The organism is Streptomyces sp. NPDC029296, from assembly GCF_055569255.1.
This window is the reverse complement of the sequence record NZ_JBVHXT010000009.1, coordinates 167,822-191,665: the sequence shown is the minus strand read 5'-3', so window position 1 is coordinate 191,665 and position 23,844 is coordinate 167,822. Positions and strand designations below refer to the sequence as shown.

Below are 23,844 nucleotides of genomic sequence, written 5' to 3'. Positions count from 1 at the left end.
GTGAGACCCCCGGAGACCCCGGCCCCGTCCGGACCGTCTCCCCGCGCACGCGGCGCGTACGTACGGCTCGGGGGACCGACGGTGCGTACGGCCCGCCGGAACTGAGAGGCCCCCTTGAGCCAGAGTCGACACGTCCCGGTGATGCTCCAGCGGTGCCTGGACCTGCTGGCGCCCGCCCTGGAGCGCCCCGGAGCGGTGGTCGTCGACTGCACCCTGGGCCTCGGCGGGCACAGCGAGGCGCTGCTGACCCGGTTCCCCGGCGCGCGGCTGATCGGCCTGGACCGGGACAAGGAGGCGCTGCGCCTGTCCGGCGAGCGGCTGGCGCCCTTCGGCGACCGCGCCACCCTGGTGCACGCCGTGTACGACGAGCTGCCCGACGTCCTCGACCGGCTCGGCACCGCACGCGTGCAGGGCGTGCTGTTCGACCTCGGGGTGTCCTCCATGCAGCTCGACGAGGCCGGCCGCGGCTTCGCCTACGCGCAGGACGCGCCGCTGGACATGCGCATGGACCAGACGACCGGGATCAGCGCCGCCGAGGTCCTCAACACCTACCCGCCCGGCGAACTCGTGCGCATCCTGCGCGCGTACGGCGAGGAGAAGCAGGCCAAGCGGATCGTCGCGGCGATCGTCCGGGAGCGCGAGAAGGAGCCGTTCGGCACCAGCGCGCGGCTCGTCGAACTGATCCGGGACGCCCTGCCGCAGGCCGCCAAGCGCACCGGGGGCAATCCGGCCAAGCGCACCTTCCAGGCGCTGCGCATCGAGGTCAACGGCGAGCTGTCCGTGCTGGAGCGGGCGATCCCGGCGGCCGTGAAGGCCCTGGACGTCGGCGGGCGCGTCGCCGTGCTGTCGTACCACTCGCTCGAAGACCGGCTGGTCAAGCACGTGTTCGCGGCCGGGGCGGCCTCCACCGCGCCGCCCGGACTGCCGGTCGTGCCCGAGCGGTACCAGCCGCGGCTCAAGCTGCTCACCCGTGGTGCCGAACTTCCCACCGAGGAGGAGATCGCCGAGAACCGCCGGGCGGCACCGGCCAGACTGCGGGGCGCCGAGCGCATCAGGGAGGACGTGGAGTGAGCCAGACGGGTCGGAGGGTCTCCTCCGCGCACCGGGGGAGCGGCATCCCCGTACCGGGGGAGCGGTGAGCAGGAAACCCGAGCTGAAGGGGAGGGCCGCCCGGCTGGCCCGGCTCTTCCCGGCGGGCCGTGCCCAGGCGGCCCGCACCCCGTTCGTGCTCCTCGTCGTCCTGCTCCTCGGCGGCGGCCTCATCGGGTTGCTGGTGCTGAACTCCGCCCTCAGCGAAGGCTCGTTCAAACTCGCCGACCTGCAGAAGCGGACGAAGACCCTCACCGACGAGGAGCAGGCCCTCCAGCGGGACATCGACGCCTACTCCGCCCCCGACGCCCTCCAGCGGCGCGCCCGCGAACTCGGCATGGTCCCCGGCGGCGACCCCGCCTTCCTCGGCCCCGACGGCACCGTCAAGGGCGTCCCCGGCGCGGCGCCCCGCACCGCGGCCCTCACCGGCCCGGCCGCCGCCCCGGGCACCACGTCCCTCTCCGGCCCGGCCGCCGCCCCGCAGACACCGCTCCCGCCCGGCGCCCCGCTCCCCGCGCCGGCCCCCGCCGACCCGGTGCCCGTGCTCCCGGCACCTCCCGCGGCCCCGTCCGCCGTCCCCCCGTCCGTGTCCGCCCCGACCCCCGGCAGGTGACGGAAGTGTCCGACAGGCAACCGCCGCGCCGTCGTGTGCCCGCGCCCGCCAAGCCACCGCGTCCCCGGGGGCCCGTCCGGCGGCAGCCCGGCCCGGGAGCGCGCCCGGCGCGCCGGCCCGGCGGGGCCCGGCCCATGCCGCCCGCCCCGCTCCGGCTCGGCAGCCCCCGGCCCCGGCTGCGCCTGGTCGGCGTCGCCCTGGCACTGGTGCTGCTCGTCTTCGTCGTACGGCTGCTCCAGGTCCAGGCCGTGGACGCGAGCGCGTACGCGGCGCGGGCCGAGGAGAACCGGTACGTGGTGCACACCCTGGCCGCCGAGCGCGGCGAGATCACCGACCGCAACGGCGTCGCCCTCGCGGTCAGCGAGGACGCCTACGACATCACGGCCGACCCGACGATGTTCAACGCCAAGCAGCTGAAGATCACCGACGGGCCGGAGCGGGCCGCCGCGCTGCTCGCCCCGATCCTCGGGCAGGACCAGGCCGCGCTCGTCGGGAAGCTGCGGCCCGCGAACAAGAACTCCCGCTACACCCGGCTGGCCGCCCGGCAGACCCCGCAGGTCTGGAAGCAGATCAGGGACCTGAAGACCGCGCTCGCCAACAAGTCCGGCACCGACCACACCACCGTCAACGTGCTGGCCGGCGTCTTCGCGGACCCCAGCAGCCAGCGCGTGTACCCCAACGGCGACCTGGCCGCCGGGATACTGGGCTGGGTCAACACCGACGGCAAGGGCGGCGGCGGCGTCGAGCAGCAGCTCGACAAGCAGCTCACCGGCAAGGACGGCAAGGTCCGCTACGCCCAGGCCGGCGGGCGCGAGGTGCCCACGGTCGGGTCGACGGAGACGCCCGCCGTGCCCGGCGCCGACGTCGAGCTGACCATCGACCGGGACATCCAGTGGGCCGCGCAGAACGCCATCAGCGAGCAGGTGCGCGCCTCGAAGGCCGACCGCGGCTACGTCATCGTCCAGGACACCCGCACCGGCCAGGTCCTGGCCATGGCCAACTCGCCCGGCTTCGACCCCAACGACCTGGCGAAGGCCGACGGCGACGCCATGGGCAACGCGGCCCTCCAGGACGCCTACGAGCCCGGCTCCACGGCCAAGGTGATGTCGATGGCGGCCGTGCTGGAGCGGAACGCGGCGACCCCCCTCACCCACGTCGTCGTGCCCAACCGGCTGCACCGCGGCGACCGGCTGTTCCAGGACGACATCGACCACGCCACCTGGTACCTCACGCTCAACGGCGTGCTCGCCAAGTCCAGCAACATCGGCACCATCCTGGCCACCGGCGAACTCGCCAGGAGCCAGTCCGAGACCAACAAGGTCCTCTACTCCTACCTGCGCAAGTTCGGCATCGGCGGCTACACCGGCCTCGGCTTCCCCGGCGAGACCCCCGGCATCCTCGCGCCGCCGCAGAAGTGGTCCACCTCGCAGCAGTACACGATCCCTTTCGGCCAGGGCTTCTCCATCAACGCCATGCAGGCCGCCTCCGTGTACTCGACCATCGCCAACGGCGGGGTCCGCGTGGAGCCGACCCTGGTGCGCGGCACCAAGGGCGCCGACGGGCGCTTCACCCCGGCGCCGAAGCCCAAGAAGACACGGGTGGTCGGCGAGAAGACCGCCAGGAACCTCGCCCGGATGCTGGAGTCGGTGGTCGACGACGAGCAGGGCACCGGCATCAAGGCCCGCATCCCCGGGTACCGGGTGGCGGGCAAGACCGGCACGGCCAACCGTGTGGATCCGGCCACCGGCCGCTACCGCGGCTACACCTCGTCCTTCGCCGGTTTCGCGCCCGCCGACAACCCGCGGATCACCGTCTACTGCGCCATCCAGAACGCCACCTCCGGCAGCTACTTCGGCGGCCAGATCTGCGGTCCCGTCTACAAGCAGGTGATGGAGTTCGCCCTGAAGACCCTCCAGGTCCCGCCGACCGGGGCGAGGCCCGCCAGCCTGCCCGTCGAGTACAAGCCCTGATCAGCACCCCACTGGTCAGCACGGAAACACCAGGAACGAACCCGTGACAACGATCACTCCCGACGCCGGGAACCACGAGGCCGACAGGCCCTCGCTTCGCTCCGGAGCCGGTACGCCCGGTACGCTCACCGCCGTGCCACACGCTGATCAGTCCCAAACCACCCAGAAGGGCGCTTCCGTGACATATCCGGGACCGCCGCGACCGGTTCAGGTCTCCGCCACACCCCTCGCGGAACTGGCCGATCAGCTGGGTACCGCCGCTCCGGACGCCGCCGCCGAGATCACGGGGATCACCCACGACTCGCGCGCCGTCCGCCCCGGCGACCTGTACGCCGCCCTGCCGGGCGCCCGGCTGCACGGCGCCGACTTCGCCACCCAGGCCGCCGGCCTCGGAGCGGTCGCCGTGCTCACCGACGCCGACGGCGCCGAACGCGCCGCCGCCACCGGCCTGCCGGTCCTCGTCGTGGACGACCCGCGCGGCCGGATGGGCGAGCTGGCGGCCCGGATCTACGGCCACCCCGGCCGCGATCTGCTCCAGATCGGCATCACCGGCACCTCCGGCAAGACCACGACCGCCTACCTCGTGGAGGGCGGCCTGCGGACCGCCCGCGCCACCGGCCTGGTCGGCACCGTCGAGACGCGCATCGGCGACGAGCGGATCAAGTCCGAGCGCACCACGCCCGAGGCCACCGACCTCCAGGCCCTGTTCGCCGTCATGCGCGAGCGCGGCGTCGAGGCGGTCGCCATGGAGGTCTCCAGCCACGCCCTGGTCCTCGGCCGGGTCGACGGCTGCGTCTTCGACATCGCCGTCTTCACCAACCTCAGCCCGGAACACATGGAGTTCCACTCCGACATGGAGGACTACTTCCGGGCCAAGGCGCAGCTGTTCACGCCGGAGCGCAGCAGGCTCGGCGTGGTCAACGCCGACGACGAGTACGGCCGCCGGCTCGCCGAGGAGGCGGCCGTCCCGGTCGTCACCTACTCCGCCGAGGGCCACCCGGACGCCGACTGGCGCGCCCAGGACGTCCAGATCGGCCCCATGGACTCGACGTTCACCGTCCTCGGTCCGGGCGGCGAGCGGATCCACGCCAGGTCGCCGATCGCCGGCCCCTTCAACGTGGCGAACACCCTCGCCGCCATCGTCGCCCTCGCCGCCGCCGGCCTCGACCCGCAGGCCGCCGCCGACGGCATCGCCGCCGTATCGGGCGTACCGGGCCGCCTGGAGCGCGTCGACGCCGGGCAGCCCTACCTCGCGGTCGTCGACTACGCCCACAAGACGGACGCGGTCGAGTCGGTGCTCCGGGCGCTGCGCAAGGTCACCAAGGGCCGGCTGCACGTCGTCCTCGGCTGCGGCGGCGACCGTGACCGGACCAAGCGCGCCCCGATGGGCGCCGCCGCGGCCAGGCTCGCCGACACGGCCGTACTGACCTCCGACAACCCCCGTTCCGAGGACCCCCTCGCGATCCTCGCGACCATGCTCCAGGGCGCCGCCTCGGTGCCCGCGCACGAGCGCGGCGAGGTGCTCCTCTTCGAGGACCGGGCCGCCGCCGTCGCCGCCGCCGTGGGCCGCGCCCAGGCCGGCGACACGGTGCTGGTCGCGGGCAAGGGTCACGAGCAGGGCCAGGACATCGCCGGCGTGATCCGTCCCTTCGACGACCGCCAGGTGCTTCGCGAAGCTATCCAGAAGACCCAGGGATGAACTTGTGATCGCCCTCTCCCTCGCCGAGATCGCAGCAGTCGTCGGCGGGCAGACGCACGACATACCGGATCCGTCCGTGCAGGTCACGGGACCGGTCGTCCGGGACTCCCGGGAGGTGGTGCCCGGTTGCCTGTTCGCCGCCTTCGTCGGCGAGCGTGTGGACGGCCACGACTACGCCCGGAAGGTCGTCGAGGCCGGCGCGGTCGCCGTGCTGGCCGGCCGGCCGGTCGGCGTGCCCGCCGTCGTGGTGGACGACGTCCAGACCGCCCTCGGCGCCCTCGCCCGGCACGTCGTGGGCCGGCTCGGCACCACCCTCGTGGCCCTGACCGGCTCGGCCGGCAAGACCAGCACCAAGGACCTGATCGCCCAGGTGCTCGGGCGCAAGGCGCCGACGGTGTTCACGCCCGGCTCGCTCAACAACGAGATCGGGCTGCCGCTGACCGCCCTGTCCGCCACCGAGGAGACACGGTTCCTCGTGCTGGAGATGGGCGCCCGCGGCATCGGGCACATCCGCTACCTCACCGGCCTCACCCCGCCGAGGATCGGCCTGGTGCTCAACGTCGGCTCCGCGCACATCGGCGAGTTCGGCGGGCGCGAGCAGATCGCCCAGGCCAAGGGCGAACTGGTGGAGGCGCTGCCCCCGGCCGACGAGGGCGGCGCGGCGATCCTCAACGCCGACGACCCGCTGGTGAAGGCCATGGCCTCCCGTACCAAGGCGAAGGTGGTCCTTTTCGGAGAGTCGGCCGAAGCGGACGTACGCGCCGAGAACGTACGACTCACGGACAGCGGACAGCCCGCCTTCAGGCTTCACACACCCTCCGGTGCAAGCGATGTGACGATGCGCCTGTACGGTGAGCACCACGTGTCGAACGCGCTCGCCGCGGCCGCCGTCGCCCATGAGCTGGGCATGTCCGCGGAAGAGATCGCCCTCGCGCTCTCCGAGGCGGGCTCCCTCTCCCGATGGCGCATGGAGGTCACCGAGCGCCCGGACGGCGTGACCATCGTCAACGACGCCTACAACGCCAACCCCGAGTCCATGCGGGCCGCCCTCAGGGCGCTCGCGGCCATGGGCAGGGGGCGTCGCACGTGGGCGGTGCTCGGCAAGATGGCCGAGCTGGGGGACGAGGCGCTCGCCGAGCACGACGCCGTCGGACGGCTCGCCGTCCGGCTCAACGTCAGCAAGCTCGTCGCCGTCGGGGGGATTGAGGCCTCCTGGCTGCAATTGGGCGCATATAACGAGGGTTCGTGGGGTGAGGAGTCGGTGCACGTGTCCGACGCACAGGCGGCGATCGACCTGTTGCGCAGCGAGTTGCGCCCGGGGGACGTCGTGCTCGTGAAGGCGTCCCGGTCGGTGGGGCTGGAGAGCGTCGCCCAGGCGCTCGCCGAGACCGGTGCCGAGGGTGAGGTTGCCGCCCGATGATGAAGCAGATCCTGTTCTCGGGAGTCATTGGCCTCTTCCTGACGCTGGTCGGCACCCCGCTGCTGATCAAGCTGCTGGCCCGCAAGGGCTACGGCCAGTACATCCGTGACGACGGCCCGCGCGAGCACGCCAGCAAGCGCGGTACGCCGACCATGGGCGGTATCGCCTTCATCCTGGCGACCATCGCCGCGTACTTCCTGAGCAAGCTCATCACCGGCTACGCGCCGACCTACTCCGGCCTGCTGGTCCTCGGCCTGATGTTCGGCATGGGCCTGGTCGGCTTCCTCGACGACTACATCAAGATCGTCAAGCGGCGGTCGCTGGGTCTGCGGGCCAAGGCGAAGATGGCCGGCCAGCTGATCGTGGGCATCGCCTTCGCCGTGCTGTCGCTGCAGTTCTCCGACTCCCGCGGCAACACCCCGGCCTCCACCAAGCTGTCGTTCATCACCGACTTCGGCTGGTCGATCGGCCCGGTGCTGTTCGTCGTCTGGGCGCTGTTCATGATCCTCGCGATGTCGAACGGCGTGAACCTCACCGACGGCCTGGACGGTCTGGCCACCGGCGCCTCCGTGCTCGTCTTCGGTGCCTACACCTTCATCGGCGTCTGGCAGTTCCAGGAGTCCTGCGCCAACGCGGGCACCCTGACCAACCCGGGCGCCTGTTACGAGGTGCGCGACCCGCTCGACCTCGCGGTCGTCGCCTCCGCGCTGATGGGTGCCTGCCTCGGCTTCCTGTGGTGGAACACCTCGCCGGCGAAGATCTTCATGGGCGACACCGGCTCGCTCGCCCTCGGCGGTGTCCTCACCGGCCTGGCCATCCTCTCCCGCACGGAGCTGCTGGTGGCCATCATGGGCGGCCTGTTCGTCCTCATCACCATGTCGGTCGTCATCCAGGTCGGCTCCTTCCGGCTCACCGGCAAGCGCGTCTTCCGGATGGCACCACTCCAGCACCACTTCGAACTCAAGGGCTGGTCCGAAGTCCTGGTGGTGGTCCGCTTCTGGATCATCCAGGGCATCTGTGTGATCGTCGGACTGGGCCTCTTCTACGCGGGATGGGCAGCGGACAAGTGACCTCCACCTCGGGGCCCTTCGACTTCCAGGGCAAGCACGTCACCGTGGCCGGGCTCGGCGTCTCCGGCGTCCCGGCGGCGAAAGCGCTGCACGCGCGCGGAGCCGTCGTCACGGTCGTCAACGACGGCGACGACGCCCGCGCGCGGGAACAGGCCGCGGAGCTGGAGGCGCTCGGCATCACCGTGCGCCTCGGCGACGGCGCCCTGCTGCCGGAGGGCACCGAGCTGATCGTCACCGCGCCCGGCTGGCAGCCCGACAAGCCGCTGTTCCTCGCCGCGCGGGAGGCCGGTGTGCCGGTCTGGGGCGACGTGGAGCTGGCCTGGCGGCTGCGCGGTCCCGACGCGGCCCCCTGGCTCGCCGTCACGGGCACCAACGGCAAGACCACCACCGTCCAGATGCTCGCCTCCATCCTCAAGGCGGCGGGCCTGCGCACGGCCGCCGTCGGCAACATCGGCGTCTCCCTGCTGGACGCGGTCCTCGGCGAGGAGCGGTACGACGTGCTCGCCGTGGAGCTGTCCAGCTACCAGCTGCACTGGGCGCCCTCGCTGCGCGCCCACTCGGCCGCCGTCCTCAACCTCGCGCCGGACCACCTGGACTGGCACGGCTCCATGGCGGCGTACGCGCGCGACAAGGGCCGTATCTACGAGGGCAACAAGGTCGCCTGCGTCTACAACGTCGCCGACGAGGCCACCGAGGACCTGGTGCGCGAGGCCGACGTCGAAGAGGGCTGCCGGGCCGTCGGGTTCACCCTCGGCGCCCCGGGACCGTCCCAACTCGGCGTCGTGGACGGCATCCTGGTCGACCGCGCCTTCGTCGAGAACCGGCAGCGGAACGCGCAGGAGCTGGCCGAGGTCTCCGACGTCCACCCGCCGGCCCCGCACAACATCGCCAACGCCCTCGCGGCGGCGGCCCTCGCGCGCGCCTTCGGGGTGCCCGCCGGCGCCGTACGGGACGGTTTGCGGGCCTTCCGCCCGGACGCCCACCGCATCGCGCACGTGGCCGACGTCGACGGGGTCGCGTACGTGGACGACTCCAAGGCCACCAACACCCATGCCGCCGAAGCCTCGTTGGCGGCATATGAACCGATCGTATGGATTGCGGGCGGGCTGGCGAAGGGCGCCACCTTCGACGAACTGGTCGCCAAGTCGGCGAAGCGGCTTCGCGGCGCGGTCCTGATCGGTGCCGATCGGGCCCTGATCCGCGACGCCCTCGCGCGACACGCCCCGGAGGTACCGGTGGTGGACCTCGACCGGACCGACACTGGGGCGATGCTCCAGGCGGTGACGGAGGCCAAGCGGCTGGCCCGGCCCGGCGACACCGTGCTGCTGGCCCCTGCCTGCGCCTCCATGGACATGTTCACCAACTACAACCAGCGCGGCGACGCGTTCGCGGCGGCGGTCCGCGAACTCGGCGCCTGAACCCGGCCGCCTGCCGGGCGGATCTTGGGAGGGACGCGTGGGACGGTCGACGTTCAGTGGAGGCACCGATGCCCGGTAGCCGCACCGGCCGGCCGCCCGTACAGCGGGCGTCCCGCCGTCCCGCCTCCCCTCGCACCCCGCGCGAGAACCCCGTACAGCGGCTCTACACCCGCGCACGCAAGGCCTGGGACCGGCCGCTGACCGCCTACTACCTGATCCTCGGCGGCAGCGTGCTGATCACCGTGCTGGGCCTGGTGATGGTCTACTCGGCCTCCCAGATCACCGCGCTCCAGCTGTCGTTGCCCGGGTCCTTCTTCTTCCGCAAGCAGTTCCTGGCCGCGCTCATCGGCGGCGCACTGCTGTTCGCCGCCTCCCGCATGCCGGTGAAACTGCACCGGGCGCTGGCCTACCCAATCCTCGCCGCCGCCGTCTTCCTGATGGTCCTGGTGCAGGTGCCCGGGATAGGGATGTCGGTCAACGGCAACCAGAACTGGATCTCCCTCGGCGGCTCCTTCCAGATCCAGCCCAGCGAGTTCGGCAAGCTCGCCCTGGTGCTGTGGGGCGCGGACCTGATCGCCCGCAAGCAGGAGAGGCGGCTGCTGGCCCAGTGGAAGCACATGCTGGTCCCCCTGGTCCCGGTCACCTTCCTGCTGCTCGGACTGATCATGCTGGGCGGCGACATGGGCACCGCGATCATCCTCACGGCGATCCTCTTCGGCCTGCTGTGGCTCGCGGGCGCGCCGACCCGGCTGTTCGCCGGGGTACTGTCGGTGGCCGGCCTGATCGGGGTGCTCCTGATCAAGACCAGCCCCAACCGGATGGCCCGGCTCGCCTGCATCGGCGCCACCGAGCCCAAGAGCGGGGTCGCCGACTGCTGGCAGGCCGTGCACGGGATCTACGCGCTCGCCTCCGGCGGACTCTTCGGCTCGGGACTCGGTGCGAGTGTGGAAAAATGGGGCCAACTCCCGGAAGCCCACACCGACTTCATCTTCGCCGTCACCGGTGAGGAACTGGGTCTGGCGGGGACGCTGTCGGTGCTCGCCCTGTTCGCGGCTCTAGGCTATGCGGGTATCCGCGTGGCCGGACGCACGGAGGACCCCTTCGTGAGGTATGCCGCGGGAGGCGTGACCACCTGGATCACCGCCCAGGCGGTGATCAACATCGGTGCGGTGCTCGGCCTGCTGCCGATCGCCGGCGTCCCGCTCCCGCTGTTCTCCTACGGAGGGTCCGCCCTGCTGCCGACCATGTTCGCCATCGGGCTGCTGATCGCCTTCGCGCGCGACGAGCCCGCTGCGCGGGCAGCGCTTGCGATGCGGCAACCCCGCTTTGGTAGAAAGCGGGCGGGAGGCTCCGGTGCCGAGCGGGGGCCTCGGAGATGGAACACGATGCGACGGCGTGCCTCGGCGGCGCGTTCGTCCGGAGAGCGGTGAATTTCGGTGCATGTCGTACTCGCCGGTGGGGGGACCGCCGGCCACATCGAGCCCGCGCTCGCCCTCGCGGACGCCCTGCGCAGGCAGGACCCGACCGTGGGAATCACGGCCCTGGGCACGGAGCGCGGCCTGGAGACCCGGCTCGTCCCGGAGCGCGGCTATGAACTGGCCTTGATCCCGGCGGTGCCGCTGCCCCGCAAGCCCACCCCCGAGCTGATCACCGTCCCGGGCCGGCTGCGCGGCACGATCAAGGCCGCGGAGCAGATCCTGGAGCGCACCAAGGCGGACGTCGTGGTCGGCTTCGGCGGCTATGTCGCGCTGCCCGGCTATCTGGCCGCCAAGCGCCTCGGGGTGCCCATCGTGATCCACGAGGCCAACGCCCGGCCCGGCCTGGCCAACAAGATCGGCTCGCGGTACGCGGCCCGGGTCGCCGTCTCCACCCCGGACAGCAAGCTGCGCGACGCCCGCTACATCGGCATCCCGCTGCGCCGCTCCATCGCCACGCTGGACCGTGCCGCGGTCCGCCCCGAGGCCCGTCACCGCTTCGGCCTCGACCCCAACCTGCCCACGCTGCTCGTCTCCGGCGGCTCGCAGGGCGCCCGGCGGCTGAACGAGGTGACGCAGACGGTCGCCCCCTGGTTCCAGCAGGCCGGCGTCCAGATCCTGCACGCGGTCGGCCCGAAGAACGAACTGCCGCAGGTGCAGCAGATGCCGGGAATGCCCCCTTACATCCCGGTAAGTTACCTGGACCGGATGGACCTCGCGTACGCCGCGGCCGACATGATGCTCTGCCGCGCGGGCGCGATGACCGTGGCCGAACTCTCCGCCGTGGGCCTGCCGGCCGCGTACGTCCCGCTGCCCATCGGCAACGGCGAACAGCGGCTGAACGCCCAGCCGGTGGTGAAGGCCGGCGGCGGACTCCTCGTCGACGACGCGGAACTGACGCCCGAGTGGGTGCAGCAGCATGTGCTGCCCGTGCTCGCCGACCCGCACCGGCTGTACGAGATGTCCCGCTCGGCAAGCGAGTTCGGCCGCCGGGACGCCGACGAACTGCTCGTCGGCATGGTGTACGAGGCGATCGCCTCGCGCCGTTAGGACCGTATGACGAAAGGGCAGTGACGGTGGCCGGACCGACTACCGCCGAGCGCGGGGAACGCCAGCAGGGGTCGTCCGGCCCGCCGTCCGCCCGCGGACCCGGACGGCGCCTTCGTAGGATCGTCATCCTGGCCGTGGCCGTCGTGCTGCTCGGGGCGGGTGGCGCCTGGGTGTTGTACGGCTCGCAGTGGCTGCGGGTGCGGCACGTCTCGGTGTCCGGCACGCGCGTGCTGACCCCGGCGGAGGTCCGCGAGGCGGCGGACGTGCCCGTCGGGGCTCCGATGGCGTCCGTCGACACGGAGGCCATCGAGGCCCGGATCCGCCGGAAACTGCCCCGGATCGACACCGTGGACGTGGCGCGCACCTGGCCGCGGGGAATCGACCTGGAAGTGAGCGAACGCACTCCGGTTCTCCTGATCCGAAAGGGCCGGGACTTCATCGAGGTCGACGACGAAGGTGTCCGTTTCGGCACCGTTTCGCAGGCGCCAAGAGGCGTTCCCCGTCTGGAGTTGTCCGCCTCCCGGAAGGGCCCCGGCGCGGCCAGCCTGCGCCGTTTCGGCACCGGCCGGCTGGTGCGCGCGGCCGTCCGGGCCGCCGGCGACCTGCCCGCCCCCGTGGCGCGCACCGCCCGGACCGTCCGGGTGCGTTCCTACGACGCCATCTCGGTCGAGTTGGGTGACGGCCGCACGGTGGCGTGGGGCAGTGACGAGCACGGCCGCGCCAAGGCACGGGCCCTCACGGCTCTCATGAAAGCAGCCCCGGGCGCACGGCACTTCGACGTCACCGTTCCCACCGCCCCCGCGTCATCGGTGAGTTGACGCACATCAGCCCAGGCCAACCCCCTGGTTGGGCACCGCTACGGCTGATCACATAGGGTGAAAAGAAAAACGGGAGGTTCGGCGTGTTCGTTGAACGGGCGCCACTTGTCGACTTAGTGTCCTGTTCGGAAGACTCCAGGGAACAGACACACTGGTAACCCTAAACTTCAAGGTTAGGGTTCGGGTCGGCGCTACGGACCGTCCCATTCGGCATCCGTCGTCCCGGCGCGGGGCACCGCACGGCGGCGACAACGTAATTCGAGGCGAGAGGCCTTCGACGTGGCAGCACCGCAGAACTACCTCGCAGTCATCAAGGTCATCGGTGTCGGCGGCGGTGGTGTCAATGCCATCAACCGGATGATCGAGGTCGGTCTCAAGGGCGTCGAGTTCATCGCCATCAACACCGACGCACAGGCGCTGTTGATGAGCGACGCCGACGTCAAGCTCGATGTCGGCCGCGAACTCACCCGCGGACTCGGCGCCGGAGCCAACCCGGCCGTCGGCCGCAAGGCCGCCGAGGACCACCGCGAGGAGATCGAGGAGGTCCTCAAGGGGGCCGACATGGTCTTCGTGACGGCCGGTGAAGGCGGCGGCACCGGCACCGGCGGGGCGCCCGTCGTGGCCAACATCGCGCGCTCGCTCGGCGCCCTGACCATCGGCGTGGTCACGCGCCCGTTCACCTTCGAGGGACGGCGCCGCGCGAACCAGGCCGAGGACGGCATCGCCGAACTGCGCGAAGAGGTCGACACCCTCATCGTCATCCCGAACGACCGGCTGCTGTCCATCTCGGACCGCCAGGTCTCGGTCCTGGACGCCTTCAAGTCCGCGGACCAGGTCCTGCTCTCCGGTGTTCAGGGCATCACCGACCTCATCACCACCCCCGGCCTGATCAACCTGGACTTCGCCGACGTGAAGTCGGTCATGTCCGAGGCGGGTTCGGCCCTCATGGGCATCGGCTCGGCCCGCGGCGACGACCGCGCGGTGGCCGCCGCCGAGATGGCGATCTCCTCGCCGCTGCTGGAGGCGTCCATCGACGGCGCCCGGGGCGTGCTGCTCTCCATCTCCGGCGGCTCCGACCTCGGCCTGTTCGAGATCAACGAGGCCGCCCAGCTGGTCAGCGAGGCCGCCCATCCCGAGGCCAACATCATCTTCGGCGCGGTCATCGACGACGCCCTCGGCGACGAGGTGCGGGTCACCGTGATCGCGGCCGGCTTCGACGGCGGCCAGCCGCCGGCCCGCCGCGACAACGTCCTCGGCTCGGCCTCCGGATCGGCCCCCGCCCGCCGCGAGGAGCCCGCCCCGGCCCGGCCGAGCGAGCCCAGCCGCCCGTCCTTCGGCTCGCTGGGCAGCGTCAAGCCGAAGGAGGAGCCGGAGCCGGCCCCCGAGCCGGTGCCGGACATCCCGGTCGCCCCGCCGGTGACCCCGGCGCCCCGGACCTACTCGGACAGCGCGGCCGAGGAACTGGACGTCCCGGACTTCCTCAAGTGATAGGACGGCGCGAGAGCGTGAGCGGCGCGCACTTCGCCTTCACCGACCGGTGGGGCGGGGTGAGCGCCGCTCCGTATGAGGAGCTGAACCTCGGCGGCGCGGTCGGCGACACGCCCGAGGCGGTGCGCGGCAACCGCGAACTGGCGGCCAAGTCGCTCGGCCTGGAGCCGGACCGGGTCGTCTGGATGAACCAGGTGCACGGCGCCGGGGTCGCCGTGGTGGACGAGCCGTGGGGCGCGAGGCCGGTGCCGGAGGCCGACGCGGTCGTCACCGCCCGGCGCGGACTGGCCCTGGCCGTCCTGACCGCCGACTGCGTGCCGGTGCTGCTGGCCGACCCCGTCGCGGGGGTCGCTGCCGCGGCGCACGCCGGCCGGCCGGGCATGGTCAAGGGGGTCGTCCCCGCAGCCGTACGGGCCATGGCCGAACTCGGCGCCGAGCCGGGCCGGATCGTCGCCCGCACCGGACCGGCCGTCTGCGGCCGGTGCTACGAGGTGCCGGAGACGATGCGCGCCGAGGTGGCCGCCGTCGAACCGGCGGCGCACGCCGAGACGAGCTGGGGTACGCCGGCGCTCGATGTGAGCGCCGGGGTGCACGCGCAGCTCGACCGGCTCGGGGTGCGCGACCGGGCGCGTACGCCGGTGTGCACGCTGGAGTCGCAGGACCACTTCTCGTACCGCCGCGACCGCACCACCGGGCGGCTCGCCGGCTATGTCTGGCTGGACTGATAGGGCATGACGGACCGTAGGGACGAACTCGCCGCGAATCTGGCGAAGGTGGAGGAGCGCATCACCGCCGCGTGCGTGGCGGCGGGGCGCAAGCGGGAGGAGGTGACCCTGATCGTGGTCACCAAGACCCACCCGGCGAGCGATGTGCGCATTCTCGCGGAACTCGGTGTGCGCCATGTCGCCGAGAATCGCGACCAGGAGGCGGGCCCGAAGGCCGCCGCCTGCGCGGATCTGCCGCTGAAGTGGCACTTTGTCGGCCAGTTGCAGACCAACAAAGTGCGATCCGTGGTCGGTTACGCCGATGTCGTGCAGTCGGTCGACCGTTCCCGGCTCGTCACCGCGCTGTCGAAGGAGGCGGTGCGGGCGGGGCGCGAGGTGGGCTGCCTCCTCCAGGTCGCGCTCGACGCCGGGGCGAGCGCCCGGGGCGACCGCGGCGGCGTGGCCCCGGGCGGAATCGAAGAGTTGGCCGACCTCGTCGCCGACGCGCCCGGGCTGCGGCTCGACGGACTGATGACCGTCGCCCCGCTCACCGGGGAATACGCGGGACGCGAACAGGCGGCGTTCGAGCGGCTCATGGATTTGTCGACCGACCTGCGCCGGGCTCATCCGGCTGCGACCATGGTGTCGGCAGGGATGAGCGCGGACCTCGAGCAGGCCGTGGCCGCCGGGGCGACACATGTGCGCATTGGCACCGCGGTACTCGGTGTCCGCCCCAGGCTCGGGTAACGTCGCCAGGAAGTCGGACCACAGCAGAAAATATGGTCAATGCCCGTGAAGTTGGGCACTACGACCACGTGGATCGCGGGCACTTGGCAGTCGTCAGCCGATCCACCACAGAGCGGAGGACTCAGAGCATGGCCGGCGCGATGCGCAAGATGGCGGTCTACCTCGGCCTCGTGGAGGACGATGGGTACGACGGCCGTGGATTCGACCCCGACGACGACTTCGAGCCCGAGTTGGACCCCGAGCCCGAGCGGGACCATCGGCGGCACGAACCGTCACATCAGCCGCATGGTGCGCATTCGCCCCAAAGGGACGAAGAGGTGCGGATCGTGCAGCCCCCCGCGCCTCGCGAACCGGTTGCCCGTTCGACTTCGCTCACCGCGGAATCCGGACGTCCGGCGCGCATCGCGCCCGTGGCATCCATCACACAAGAACGTCAGTCCCTGGAGAAGAACGCGCCGGTGATCATGCCCAAGGTTGTGTCGGAACGAGAGCCTTACCGAATCACCACGCTTCACCCGCGGACCTACAACGAAGCCCGTACCATCGGGGAACACTTCCGTGAGGGCACCCCGGTGATCATGAATCTGACTGAGATGGATGACACAGACGCGAAGCGACTTGTCGACTTTGCGGCCGGTTTGGTGTTTGGTCTTCACGGCAGCATCGAGCGGGTGACGCAGAAGGTGTTCCTGTTGTCTCCTGCTAACGTCGATGTCACGGCGGAGGACAAGGCCCGCATCGCAGAGGGCGGGTTCTTCAACCAGAGCTGAGACGCAACGCAGGACCGAAGCACGGAAAAGCATGGACAGGGGAGAGGGAACCGCAGGGCATGAGCGTGTTCGCGCAGGTGATCTACATCGCGCTGATGGTGTTCCTCGTCGTGCTCATCTTCCGGCTCGTCATGGACTACGTCTTCCAGTTCGCCCGCTCGTGGCAACCCGGCAAGGCGATGGTGGTCGTTCTGGAGGCCACCTACACTGTCACCGATCCACCGCTGAAGCTTCTGCGGCGGTTCATCCCGCCGCTGCGTCTCGGGGGCGTGGCGCTCGACCTGTCCTTCTTCGTACTGATGATCATCGTCTACATTCTCATCTCCATCGCGCAGAGCTTCGTGAGATGAGGGTGGGCGATCCGGTCTTGCCGACTGCCGATGACTACGTTGAGGTGAAGAGATGCCGTTGACCCCCGAGGACGTGCGGAACAAGCAGTTCACGACCGTCCGCCTCCGAGAAGGCTATGACGAGGACGAGGTCGATGCCTTCCTCGACGAGGTCGAAGCCGAACTGACCCGACTGCTCCGCGAGAACGAGGATCTGCGCGCCAAGCTGGCCGCCGCGACGCGAGCCGCCGCGCAGAACCAGCAGAACGCGCGCAAGCCCCCGGAGCAGGAACAGCAGCAGCACCCCCAGCAGCAGCAACACCCCCAGCAGCACCCCCAGCAGCAGCACCCCCAGCAGGGCATGCGAGGTCCCGGCCAGCCGGTGCCCGCCGGGATATCGGGCCCGCCGCAGCAGCAGATGGGTGGCCCCATGGGTGGTCCGCCCCAGCTGCCGAGCGGTGCCCCGCAGCTGCCCGCCGGCCCCGGCGGTCAGGGCGGCCCGCAGGGTCCCGGCCCGATGGGCCAGGGTCCGATGGGTCAGGGCCCGATGGGCGGCCAGCCGCCCATGCAGCAGCAGATGGGCGGCCCGATGGGCGGTCCCATGGGTGGCCCCATGGGCGGTCCGATGGGCGGCCCCGGTCAGGGCCCCGGCGGCGACAGCGCCGCCCGTGTCCTCTCGCTGGCCCAGCAGACCGCCGACCAGGCGATCGCCGAGGCCCGTTCCGAGGCCAACAAGATCGTCGGCGAGGCCCGCAGCCGCGCCGAGGGTCTGGAGCGGGACGCCCGTGCCAAGGCCGACGCCCTGGAGCGGGACGCGCAGGAGAAGCACCGCGTCGCCATGGGCTCCCTGGAGTCCGCGCGCGCCACGCTGGAGCGCAAGGTCGAGGACCTGCGCGGCTTCGAGCGCGAGTACCGCACGCGGCTGAAGTCGTACCTGGAGTCGCAGCTGCGTCAGCTGGAGACCCAGGCCGACGACTCGCTGGCCCCGCCGCGCACCCCGGCCACCGCTTCGCTGCCGCCGTCCCCGGCGCCCTCGATGGCCCCGGCCGGCGCGGGTGCCCCGTCCTACGGCGGCAACCAGTCGATGGGCGGCTCGCAGGCCCCGTCCGGTCCGTCCTACGGCGGCCAGCAGCAGATGACCCCGGCCATGACGCAGCCCATGGCCCCGGTCCGGCCGCAGGGTCCGTCCCCGATGGGCCAGGCTCCCTCGCCGATGCGCGGGTTCCTGATCGACGAGGACGACAACTGAGCACCGGTCACGGTGCGTAGGTAGGACGCCTCAGGCGTCGGCAGCATTCAGGGCGCGGCCCCGGGTTACGATCCGGGGCCGCGCCCTTTTCGCGCGGGTCGTGGTCCGGGGGCCACGGCCCCTCGCGCCGGCCCGGGCCGGGGTTCCGGGGACCGCGCCTCCGCGCGGCGGTGATTCCGTGCGCCGGGCGTGCGGAGTCGTTTCGTGGGTGGTGTGCCGTGGGAGTGCGCGGGCGTACGGCGGCCGGCGACCGGTGCGCGGTGGCGCGCGTACGGCGGGCCGCGCTCCCGGAAGCCGTTGGGCCACGATGATCGTTTTCGGGTAGCCTTCACCGCGTGCCGGGGTGCGTAGCGCAGATGGTCGTCGCGCCTCGATGGCATCTAGGAGGACGCCGGTTCGAATCCGGCCCGCCCCGGCACACCCGGTCGCTGTCCGGTGACGCCGAAGGCCCGGCTCCCCGCACGGGGAGCCGGGCCTTCGGGTGTCCGGCCGTTACGCCTTGCGCAGGCGGAACGTGAGGGACAGGCCCTCGTCGGTGAAGGGTTCGCCGTAGCCGCCGTCGGCCTCGCCCTGGGCGAAGTCGGTCGCGAGGACCTCGTCGGCGATCAGTCCGGAGTGCTCGGACAGGGCCGCGACGACCGCCGGGTCCGTGGAGGTCCAGCGCAGCGCGATCCGGTCGGCGACGTCCAGGCCGCTGTTCTTGCGGGCTTCCTGGATCAGCCGGATCGCGTCCCGGGCCAGACCCGCCTGCCGCAGCTCCTCGGTGATCTCCAGGTCCAGCGCCACCGTGGCACCGGAGTCGGAGGCCACCGACCAGCCCTCGCGCGGGGTCTCCGTGATGATCACCTCGTCCGGGGCGAGAGCGACGGTCTCACCGTCGACCTCCACGGACGCCGTGCCCTCGCGCAGCGCGAGGGACAGCGCGGCGGCGTCGGCGCCCGCGATGGCCTTCGCCACGTCCTGCACCCGCTTGCCGAACCGCTTGCCCAGCGCCCGGAAGTTGGCCTTGGCGGTCGTGTCGACCAGGCTGCCGCCGACCTCGGACAGCGACGCCAGGGACGAGACGTTCAGCTCCTCGGTGATCTGCGTGTGCAGCTCGCGGTCCAGGGACTCGAAGCCGGTCGCCGCGATCAGTGCGCGGGACAGCGGCTGACGGGTCTTGACGCCCGACTCCGCGCGCGTGGCACGGCCCAGCTCCACCAGCCGGCGGACCAGCACCATCTGCCGGGACAGCTCCGGGTCGATCGCCGCGAGGTCGGCCTCGGGCCAGGCGGCCAGGTGCACGGACTCCGGCGCGCCCGGCGTGACCGGGACGACCAGGTCCTGCCAGACCCGCTCGGTGATGAACGGGGTGATCGGCGCCATCAGCTTGGTGACCGTCTCCAGCACCTCGTGCAGCGTGCGCAGCGCGGCCTTGTCGCCCTGCCAGAACCGGCGGCGCGAGCGGCGGACGTACCAGTTGGACAGGTCGTCGACGAACGCGGACAGCAGCTTGCCGGCGCGCTGGGTGTCGTACGCCTCCAGCGCCTGGGTCACCTGGTCGGTCAGGGCGTGCAGTTCGGACAGCAGCCAGCGGTCCAGCAGCGGGCGGCCGGCCGGCGCCGGGTCCGCCGTGGACGGCGCCCAGTTCGACGTACGCGCGTACAGCGCCTGGAAGGCGACCGTGTTCCAGTAGGTCAGCAGCGTCTTGCGGACGACCTCCTGGATGGTGCCGTGGCCGACCCGGCGCGCGGCCCACGGGGAGCCGCCGGCCGCCATGAACCAGCGCACCGCGTCCGCGCCGTGCTGGTCCATCAGCGGGATCGGCTGCAGGATGTTGCCGAGGTGCTTGGACATCTTGCGGCCGTCCTCGGCCAGGATGTGGCCGAGGCAGACGACGTTCTCGTACGACGACTTGTCGAAGACGAGCGTGCCGACGGCCATCAGCGTGTAGAACCAGCCGCGGGTCTGGTCGATGGCCTCGGAGATGAACTGCGCCGGGTACCGGCTCTCGAACAGCTCCTTGTTCTTGTACGGGTAGCCCCACTGCGCGAACGGCATCGAACCCGAGTCGTACCAGGCGTCGATGACCTCGGGCACGCGCGTGGCGGTCCTGCCGCAGCCCTCGTGCGGGCAGGCGAAGGTGACGTCGTCGATGTACGGCCGGTGCGGGTCGAGGCCGGACTGGTCGGTGCCGGACAGCTCGGTCAGCTCCGCGCGGGAGCCGACGCAGGTGAGGTGGTCGTCCTCGCAGCGCCAGATCGGCAGCGGGGTGCCCCAGTAGCGGTTGCGGGACAGGGCCCAGTCGATGTTGTTGTTCAGCCAGTCGCCGTAGCGGCCGTGCTTGACCGTCTCCGGGAACCAGTTGGTCTTCTCGTTCTCCTGGATGAGCCGGTCCTTGACCGCCGTCGTGCGGATGTACCAGGAGGGCTGCGCGTAGTAGAGCAGCGCGGTGTGGCAGCGCCAGCAGTGCGGGTAGCTGTGTTCGTAGGGCAGGTGCCGGAAGAGGAGGCCGCGCTGCGACAGGTCCTCGGTGAGCCGTTCGTCCGCCTTCTTGAAGAAGACGCCGCCGACCAGCGGGACGTCCTCGGCGAAGGTGCCGTCCTGGCGGACGGGGTTCACCAGCGGCAGCCCGTAGGCGCGGCAGGTGCGGAGGTCGTCCTCGCCGAAGGCCGGGGACTGGTGGACCAGACCGGTGCCGTCCTCGGTGGTGACGTAGTCGGCGTTCACCACGAAGTGCGCCGGCTCGGGGAACTCGACCAGCTCGAACGGGCGCTGGTACGTCCAGCGCTCCATCTCGGCGCCGGTGAAGGTCTGGCCCGTGCTCTCCCAGCCCTCGCCGAGCGCCTTGGCGAGCAGCGGCTCGGCGACGACCAGCTTCTCCTCGCCGTCGGTCGCGACGACGTAGGTGACCTCGGGGTGCGCGGCGACCGCCGTGTTGGACACCAGCGTCCAGGGGGTCGTCGTCCACACCAGGAGCGCGGCCTGGCCGGCGAGCGGACCGGAGGTGAGCGGGAAGCGGACGTACACGGACGGGTCGACGACCGTCTCGTAGCCCTGCGCCAGCTCGTGGTCGGACAGGCCGGTGCCGCAGCGCGGGCACCAGGGGGCGACGCGGTGGTCCTGGACCAGCAGGCCCTTGCCGAAGATCTCCTTCAGCGACCACCACACGGACTCCACGTACTCGGGGTCCATCGTGCGGTAGGCGTCGTCCAGGTCGACCCAGTAGCCCATGCGGGTGGTCAGCTCGGTGAAGGCGTCGGTGTGCCGGGTCACCGACTCGCGGCACTTGGCGTTGAACTCGGCGATGCCGTACGCCTCGATGTCCTGCTTGCCGGAGAAGCCCAGCTCCTTCTCGACGGCCAGCTCCACGGGCAGGCCGTGGCAGTCCCAGCCGGCCTTGCGTGCCACGTGGTAGCCGCGCATGGTGCGGAAGCGGGGGAAGACGTCCTTGAAGACGCGCGCCTCGATGTGGTGGGCGCCGGGCATGCCGTTGGCGGTGGGCGGGCCCTCGTAGAACACCCATTCCGGGCGGCCCTCGGACTGGTCCAGGGTCTTGGCGAAGATCTTCTGCTCGCGCCAGAAGTCGAGCACGGCGTGCTCAAGAGCGGGCAGGTCGACCTGTGCGGGCACCTGGCGGTACGTCGGCGCTGTCATCTGCGAGCATCCTCCAACGGACTTGCTGCCTTCCGTCGGAGGGACGAGAGCCTTCGTTTCCGTGTACGCCGTGTGCGGCGCGCTCCCGCGGTACCACCCTCCTTGGCCCCCCGGTACGCCGTACGCGCCGGTGAGCCCCCTCATTGGGGCGCGAAGCCGGTTCTACTCGCCGCCGCCCTCGGGCTGCGGCTTTCTTCCGGCGGCTCCGGGGTGATCTTCACGTCGCGCTCGCCCCCGGGCTCACACCGTCCCCGGGTCGCTCTGGGCTGCGTACGCCGCTACTCGTCCCCATCCACGCTTCTCGCTCCGCCCAGTGTACGGCGCCGCGCGGACAGCGGCGGACCGGTTTTCCCCGGGGCGGGGGCGGACGGCCGGGCGGCCGGGCCGGGTGACCCGAATGGCGAGGGGTGCGCGGCCGGGGCCGGGCCGGCCGCGCGTGGCGGATTACCCGGCGGGGAGCTGGGCACAACGGATGCAGGCCCGTGGCTTCGGGGGTGCGGGCGGGCGAATCGGGCGGTGTGCCCCGTTGCCGCGGGACTCAAGTCGATTTATCGTCCCAGCACGATTCACCGGAAAGATCACCATATGTAAGGGGCCGCGGCCATGGTGGCGAAGAAGACCGCCGTACAGCAGCCGGCGACCGGGAACACCGGCGCGCGTCCCGCCGCCGGGAAGACGGCCCCGGACGAGACGGCCGCCGCCACGAAGACGGCCGCGAAGAGGAAACCGGCCGCCAAGAAGCCGGTCGCCAAGAAGACGGCCGTCACGAAGAAGACGGCGGCCGGGAAGAAGGCGGTGGCCGGCAAGGACACGGCGGTCACCGGCAAGACGGCGGTCACGGGCAGGACGGCGGCCGGCGGGAAGGCGGCGGCCACGAAGAAGGCGGCCAGGGAGAAGGGGGCCACGAAGGACGCGGTCGACGTGGGGACGGCCGCCGGCAAGACCGTCGCCGGGAAGTCCGCCGCTCCCGGGGAGGCCGCTCCCGGGAAGGCCGCGGCGCCGGAGGCGGCACACACGAGCACGGCCAAGAAAGCGGGCGCGGCGCGGGCCGCGGAGCAGACGGGAGCCACGACGGTGGTTGCGAAGAACACTCCTGGCACGGCCACGGCGGAACAGACCGCCGTTCCCAAGGCGCGGACAGGCGCGGCGGAGCCCGGCGAACTGGCGGTGCGCCCCGGTGAGGATCCCTGGAGCCCGGAGGAGGCCGGCGAGGCGCGTGCGGAGCTCCAGTCCGAGCTGGAGCGGCTGCGGCGGGAGATCAGCTCCTCCGAGGCGTCCCTGGCCGGCCTGATGCGGGATTCCGGGGACGGCGCCGGCGACGACCAGGCCGACACCGGCACCAAGAACATCACGCGCGAGCACGAACTGGCGCTGGCCGCCAACGCGCGCGAGATGCTCACCCAGACCGAGCGCGCCCTGGAGCGGCTGGACGCGGGCACCTACGGTCTGTGCGAGAACTGCGGCAACCCCATCGGCAAGGCCCGGATGCAGGCGTTCCCCAGGGCGACGCTGTGCGTGGAGTGCAAACAGAAGCAGGAACGCCGCTCCTGAGGGCGCCCCGCCGTGCCGTAGTCTCGTGCCCAGTCAGGCACCTAGGTTGAGGGACTCACGTGGCAGAGGCGGAGCGCATCATCGGTACGCCGGACACCCCGGACGACGACCATCAGCAGACGGAGCCGGGCGGAGCACCCGCCGGCTCCGCGGCCGCCGGTGCGTCCGGCGAGGCCGGTGCCTCCGGGGAGGCCGGCGCGGACCAGCGGCAGGCCCGGGCGGCGCGCAAGGCCGGCCGCGCGCGCCGGATCGCCGTGCTGTTCGCGGTGGCCGCCTTCGCGTACGCCCTCGACCTGATCAGCAAGATGCTCGTCGTCTCCCGGCTGGAGGGCCGCGCGCCGATCCGGGTCGTCGGCGACCTGCTGGAACTGCACGTCATCCGCAACCCCGGCGCCGCCTTCAGCTTCGGCGCGGCCTTCACGGTGATCTTCTCGCTGATCGCCGCGATCGTGATCGTGGTGATCATCCGGCTGGCCCGCAAGCTGCACAGCTTCCCCTGGGCGGTCGCCCTCGGCCTGCTGCTCGGCGGCGCGCTCGGCAACCTCACCGACCGGATCTTCCGGGCGCCCGGCGTCTTCGAGGGCGCGGTGGTGGACTTCATCGCGCCCAAGGGGTTCGCGGTGTTCAACCTCGCCGACTCGGCCATCGTGTGCGGCGGCATCCTGATCGTAGTGCTGTCCTTCTACGGCCTGGACCCGGACGGCACCGTCCACAAGGACTGAGACCGGGGCCACCGGGTTTTCCACAG

General features: G+C 71.7%; 19 protein-coding genes. 18 read left to right on the top strand and 1 reads right to left on the bottom strand.

Translation table 11 applies throughout. The features are described from left to right. Positions 1-114: 114 nt before the first annotated feature. The 16 genes from rsmH (at position 115) to ACZ4W9_RS10625 (ending at position 17,909) form a co-directional block, all read left to right on the top strand. Entirely contained in the window at positions 115-1,071 is a 957-nt protein-coding gene (gene rsmH, locus ACZ4W9_RS10700; protein WP_467934657.1) for a 16S rRNA (cytosine(1402)-N(4))-methyltransferase RsmH, read from the top strand. A 64-nt stretch (positions 1,072-1,135) separates the two neighbouring features. After that, the gene (gene ftsL, locus ACZ4W9_RS10695) at positions 1,136-1,702 is read left to right on the top strand and encodes a cell division protein FtsL (protein WP_467934655.1); all 567 of its coding nucleotides are present in this window, start codon (positions 1,136-1,138) and stop codon (positions 1,700-1,702) included. A 5-nt stretch (positions 1,703-1,707) separates the two neighbouring features. Then, positions 1,708-3,672 carry a peptidoglycan D,D-transpeptidase FtsI family protein gene (locus ACZ4W9_RS10690; protein WP_467934654.1) on the top strand — a complete coding sequence of 655 codons (1,965 nt, stop codon included), beginning with the start codon at positions 1,708-1,710 and terminating at the stop codon, positions 3,670-3,672. 178 nt (positions 3,673-3,850) lie between these two features. Then, on the top strand, positions 3,851-5,371 hold the full coding sequence (locus tag ACZ4W9_RS10685; protein WP_467934652.1) for a UDP-N-acetylmuramoyl-L-alanyl-D-glutamate--2,6-diaminopimelate ligase: 1,521 nt from the start codon (positions 3,851-3,853) through the stop codon (positions 5,369-5,371). A 4-nt stretch (positions 5,372-5,375) separates the two neighbouring features. Then, positions 5,376-6,791 carry a UDP-N-acetylmuramoyl-tripeptide--D-alanyl-D-alanine ligase gene (locus tag ACZ4W9_RS10680; RefSeq protein ID WP_467934651.1) on the top strand — a complete coding sequence of 472 codons (1,416 nt, stop codon included), beginning with the start codon at positions 5,376-5,378 and terminating at the stop codon, positions 6,789-6,791. Further along, positions 6,791-7,861, top strand: a complete 1,071-nt coding sequence (mraY, locus tag ACZ4W9_RS10675) for a phospho-N-acetylmuramoyl-pentapeptide-transferase (RefSeq protein WP_467934701.1) — start codon at positions 6,791-6,793, stop codon at positions 7,859-7,861. The genes ACZ4W9_RS10680 and mraY overlap by 1 nt, the downstream gene beginning before the upstream one ends. Beyond that, positions 7,843-9,279: a UDP-N-acetylmuramoyl-L-alanine--D-glutamate ligase gene (murD, locus tag ACZ4W9_RS10670; protein WP_467934650.1), complete on the top strand. Its 1,437-nt coding sequence runs from the start codon at positions 7,843-7,845 to the stop codon at positions 9,277-9,279. The genes mraY and murD overlap by 19 nt, the downstream gene beginning before the upstream one ends. A gap of 68 nt (positions 9,280-9,347) precedes the next feature. After that, positions 9,348-10,709 carry a putative lipid II flippase FtsW gene (gene ftsW, locus ACZ4W9_RS10665; protein ID WP_467934648.1) on the top strand — a complete coding sequence of 454 codons (1,362 nt, stop codon included), beginning with the start codon at positions 9,348-9,350 and terminating at the stop codon, positions 10,707-10,709. 6 nt (positions 10,710-10,715) lie between these two features. After that, positions 10,716-11,804, top strand: coding sequence for an undecaprenyldiphospho-muramoylpentapeptide beta-N-acetylglucosaminyltransferase (gene murG / locus ACZ4W9_RS10660; protein ID WP_467934647.1), 1,089 nt, complete (start codon positions 10,716-10,718; stop codon positions 11,802-11,804). A gap of 26 nt (positions 11,805-11,830) precedes the next feature. Beyond that, positions 11,831-12,622: a cell division protein FtsQ/DivIB gene (locus tag ACZ4W9_RS10655; RefSeq protein ID WP_467934646.1), complete on the top strand. Its 792-nt coding sequence runs from the start codon at positions 11,831-11,833 to the stop codon at positions 12,620-12,622. Positions 12,623-12,901: 279 nt separating this feature from the next. Then, positions 12,902-14,110 (top strand): cell division protein FtsZ, encoded by a 1,209-nt coding sequence (gene ftsZ, locus ACZ4W9_RS10650; RefSeq protein ID WP_181795204.1) that lies wholly within the window; start codon positions 12,902-12,904, stop codon positions 14,108-14,110. Continuing rightward, positions 14,107-14,835: a peptidoglycan editing factor PgeF gene (gene pgeF / locus ACZ4W9_RS10645; protein WP_467934644.1), complete on the top strand. Its 729-nt coding sequence runs from the start codon at positions 14,107-14,109 to the stop codon at positions 14,833-14,835. Before ftsZ ends, pgeF begins: the two co-directional genes overlap by 4 nt. 6 nt (positions 14,836-14,841) lie before the next feature. Beyond that, positions 14,842-15,561, top strand: a complete 720-nt coding sequence (locus tag ACZ4W9_RS10640) for a YggS family pyridoxal phosphate-dependent enzyme (protein WP_467934643.1) — start codon at positions 14,842-14,844, stop codon at positions 15,559-15,561. A 128-nt stretch (positions 15,562-15,689) separates the two neighbouring features. Next, positions 15,690-16,331, top strand: a complete 642-nt coding sequence (locus ACZ4W9_RS10635) for a cell division protein SepF (protein ID WP_467934641.1) — start codon at positions 15,690-15,692, stop codon at positions 16,329-16,331. 59 nt (positions 16,332-16,390) lie between these two features. Next, positions 16,391-16,681 carry a YggT family protein gene (locus ACZ4W9_RS10630; protein ID WP_059248823.1) on the top strand — a complete coding sequence of 97 codons (291 nt, stop codon included), beginning with the start codon at positions 16,391-16,393 and terminating at the stop codon, positions 16,679-16,681. Between the two features lie 52 nt (positions 16,682-16,733). After that, positions 16,734-17,909 carry a DivIVA domain-containing protein gene (locus tag ACZ4W9_RS10625; protein WP_467934639.1) on the top strand — a complete coding sequence of 392 codons (1,176 nt, stop codon included), beginning with the start codon at positions 16,734-16,736 and terminating at the stop codon, positions 17,907-17,909. 492 nt (positions 17,910-18,401) lie between these two features. Here ACZ4W9_RS10625 and ileS read toward each other — a convergent pair whose 3' ends face one another. After that, the gene (ileS, locus tag ACZ4W9_RS10620; protein ID WP_467934638.1) at positions 18,402-21,545 is read right to left on the bottom strand and encodes an isoleucine--tRNA ligase; all 3,144 of its coding nucleotides are present in this window, start codon (positions 21,543-21,545) and stop codon (positions 18,402-18,404) included. Between the two features lie 603 nt (positions 21,546-22,148). Here ileS and ACZ4W9_RS10615 point away from each other — a divergent pair. Both ACZ4W9_RS10615 and lspA read left to right on the top strand, forming a co-directional pair. Continuing rightward, on the top strand, positions 22,149-23,096 hold the full coding sequence (locus ACZ4W9_RS10615; protein ID WP_467934637.1) for a TraR/DksA family transcriptional regulator: 948 nt from the start codon (positions 22,149-22,151) through the stop codon (positions 23,094-23,096). 59 nt (positions 23,097-23,155) lie between these two features. Continuing rightward, the gene (lspA, locus tag ACZ4W9_RS10610) at positions 23,156-23,818 is read left to right on the top strand and encodes a signal peptidase II (RefSeq protein WP_467934635.1); all 663 of its coding nucleotides are present in this window, start codon (positions 23,156-23,158) and stop codon (positions 23,816-23,818) included. Positions 23,819-23,844: the final 26 nt, after the last annotated feature.